General features: G+C 74.6%; 3 protein-coding genes. All 3 read left to right on the plus strand.

Annotated features, from left to right (window positions below):
* The first annotated feature begins 103 nt into the window (after window positions 1–103).
* A complete protein-coding gene (locus E1283_RS34335) occupies window positions 104–943 on the plus strand; it encodes a DUF4097 family beta strand repeat-containing protein (RefSeq protein ID WP_132822083.1) in 840 nt (279 codons plus the stop codon).
* 78 nt (window positions 944–1,021) lie between these two features.
* Window positions 1,022–2,356: a hypothetical protein gene (locus tag E1283_RS34340; protein ID WP_207930650.1), complete on the plus strand. Its 1,335-nt coding sequence runs from the start codon at window positions 1,022–1,024 to the stop codon at window positions 2,354–2,356.
* 86 nt (window positions 2,357–2,442) lie between these two features.
* Window positions 2,443–3,125 (plus strand): MATE family efflux transporter (locus E1283_RS34345; RefSeq protein WP_132822084.1); only part of this gene is annotated, 683 nt, incomplete at its 3' end.

Below are 3,125 nucleotides of genomic sequence, written 5' to 3' on the forward strand. Positions count from 1 at the left end.
CCGGATTCCGGGGTGGTGGGCGGGACTTCTAGCGTCGGGAGCGTCGACACGAACCGCCCCCGCCGGAACCGCACCGGGGGGGGGCAGAGACCGGAGAAGGCCCATGATCCGAAGCACCGCCGCCATCCGTCGCGCCTCGCTGGCCGCCGCCGTCGTGCTGGCGGCCGGCGCCGCCCTGAGCGGCTGCGTGGTGCGGGAGACGCACGACGGCACGCCCGAGGAGCGGGAGTTCGCGCTGGTGGGCGAGACGTTGACCGTCGACGCCGACAACAGCCGGATCGTGCTGGTGCCGGACGACTCGCTGACCGGCGAGGTCGCGGTGACCCGCACCTTCGAGGCGCGGCGGGTGACCGGCACCACCGCCATCGAGTGGTCGATGGCGGACGACACCCTGCGGCTCCGCGTCGTCTGCCGGGGCTTCGTCGTGGAGTGCGCCGCCCGGCACGAGATACGTGTGCCGGCCGAGGTGGCCGTGACCCTCCGGGGGCGGAACGGGGCCGTGGAGGCCGACGGCTTCGCCGCGCCGCTCGACCTCACCACCAGCAACGGCGGCATCACCGTCCGGAACGCCTCGGCGCCGGTGGCCCTCGACACGAGGAACGGGCGGATCACCGTGGAGGACGTCTCGGCGCCGCTGTCCCTGGAGAGCAGGAACGGCCGGATCGAGGGCACCGGGCTCAGCTCGTCCGAGATCGTCGCGAAGACCCACAACGGCGGTCTCTCGCTGACCCTGAGCACCGTGCCCGAGCGGGTCGAGACGGTCTCCGACAACGGCGGCACCACCATCGAGGTGCCCGACGACGGCACGGCGTACCGGGTCGAGACCGAGACCCGCAACGGCGATGTCGACGTCGACGTGCCCCGGGACGACGAGGCCGCCGCGCCCGTCGTCGACGCGCGCAGCCACAACGGCGGGATCACGGTGCGCACCGGCTCCCGCTAGGGCAGGGCCTACCCAGCCTCACGAGTGGGACAATGGCCCTCACACGTATCGGCCGGGCGACGGCGGGGAGAGGGAGACGTGAGGGCGAGGCGTTCCAGGAGTCATCTCGGGCTGTCCGTGACGTTGCCCCTGCTGCTCCTCGCGGCGCTGCCTGCCGCCTTCGGCGGCGGTGGGGGCGGAAGCTACCGGCCATGGCGGCGGATGCGCGTGGAGGATCTGCGGGCCGCGGCCCAGGAGGCCAAGGACAAGGCGGCCGCCGCCTTCTACGACCTCGACATGGCGCAGCGCGACCTGGAGATCGCGCTGGAGGCCATCGGCGCCGCGGACGACTCGCCGGCGGCGGCCCGGGCCGCCGCCGACTTCGCGGCCTTCGGCGAGCGCATCGACCAGGTCAGTCAGCACTACATCGCCACCGTCGACGCCCACGACCTGGACGCCGAGGGCCTGGACGCCGCCACCGCCGACCGGGCGCGGGCCGCGCTGCTGGTGGCGCAGGGCGAGCTGCACAAGGTCAAGTCCGAGCTCGATCGGTTCGCCGCCCGGCTGGCGCCGCTCCAGGAGCGGGCCGCGTCCCAGCTGGCGCAGGTCGCGCCGGCCGTGGAGCGCGCCAAGGAGGCGTTGCGCGCGGCCTCCGCCGCGTTGGACGAGGCGCGCGCCGCCGGCCTGGGCGCCGACGACCTCGCGGCCTCGTTGGCGGCGCTGGCGCCGGAGCTGCGGCTGCTCAACGAGGGTGCGGGCCGGCACGGCATCAAGCCCACCGTCCGTCGCGCCGAGGACGTCCACCGGCGGGCCGGCACGATCGCCGCCGAGGCGTCCCGGCTGCCGACGCTGGCCGCCGAGATCGACCGCCGGCTGTCGTCGCTGCGCACCCGCGCCGAGGCCATCACCACCAGGGCCGAGCTGGTGGAGCCGGTGCTGAGCGAGTTGCGGCGCCGGTTCACCGCCGCCTGCTGGCAGGACCTGCAGGGCGTGTCGGAGCGGGCCGCCGACGCGGTGCGCCGGGCCGGGGAGATGTTGGCCCAGGCGCGCCGGGCGCGGGACGAGCATCGGTTCGAGGCCGCCACGACCACGCTGACCGGCGTGCAGGCGCTGCTCGGCGAGACCGACGAGGCGGTGTCGGCCGCCGGCGATCGGCTGCGCCGGCTGAACGAGGTGTCGTTCGCCCCGGAGAAGGAGGTCGAGCGGACGCGCTTCGTGATCAGGGACGCGCAGCGGCTCGCGATGGCGGGCCGGTCGATCCCCGAGCCGCGGCACGCGCGGCCGCTCGACGCCGCCGTGGCGCGGCTCGACCGGGCGATCGCCGATCTCGAGGCCGGCGGGCGCCACCCGGACTACTGGCGGTTCCTGACCGAGACGGAGGCCGTGCGGGGCGCGGTGGCCGCCGTGGTGGAGGAGATGCGGGCCGGCCGCTGACGCGTCGCGGTCCGGTTTGGGGGCGCGGACCCCCGGGTACCCGGCGCGTCCTGTCGTCTCGGGGCGAGCACCTGAGGAGGTCGTCGATGCGCGGCGCACTGGGTACGGACCCGCACGGCGAGCCGCGGCTGCCGCACAGCGGGCCGCGCGAGCTGTTCCGGCAGGCCGTCCTGGACGAGCGGCATCCCGGGCACCACCGGCTGAGCCGGGTCTACCGGGTGGGGGCCGGGCTGATGGGGATCGGGTTCGTGATCTTCGGCGCGTTCGGCGTCGCCAGCGACGCCGGGTTCTTCTCGACGGGCGACAACTCCGTGGTCGGGCTGAACAGCAACGGGGCGCTGAGCTGGCTGTCGATCGTGGTGGGCGCGCTGCTGTTCGGCGGGATGGTCAAGGGCGGGAACTTCGCGTCCAACCTGAGCCTGGTGCTCGGCGTGCTGTTCGTGCTCAGCGGCTTCGTGAACCTGGCGATCGTGCGGACGGGGCTCAACTTCCTCGACTTCCGCATCCAGAACATCATCTTCAGCTTCGTCGTGGGCGTGGTGCTGATGGGGATCGGCATGTACGGGCGGATCAGCGGCCGGCTGCCGCACGACAACCCGTACTGGCGGGCCCGTCACGCGGCGTCGGCCGAGGACATGGCCGTGCGGCACGAGATGGCGGAGCACCGCCGCCGGGAGCTCAACGAGGGCCTGGCCAGGGAGCACCGCCGCGAACCCGAGGGCCCGGACGGCGGCGAACCCGCCGACCAGGGCGGGGACGAGGGTGAGGG

This window comes from Streptomyces hainanensis, assembly GCF_004348415.1.
GTDB classification, from domain to species: domain Bacteria; phylum Actinomycetota; class Actinomycetes; order Streptomycetales; family Streptomycetaceae; genus Streptomyces; species Streptomyces hainanensis.

Bases quoted from the DNA above. Each gene is read 5' to 3' on its own strand.
- E1283_RS34335 (WP_132822083.1), top strand. From the start codon at position 104: ATGATCCGAAGCACCGCCGCCATCCGTCGCGCCTCGCTGGCCGCCGCC.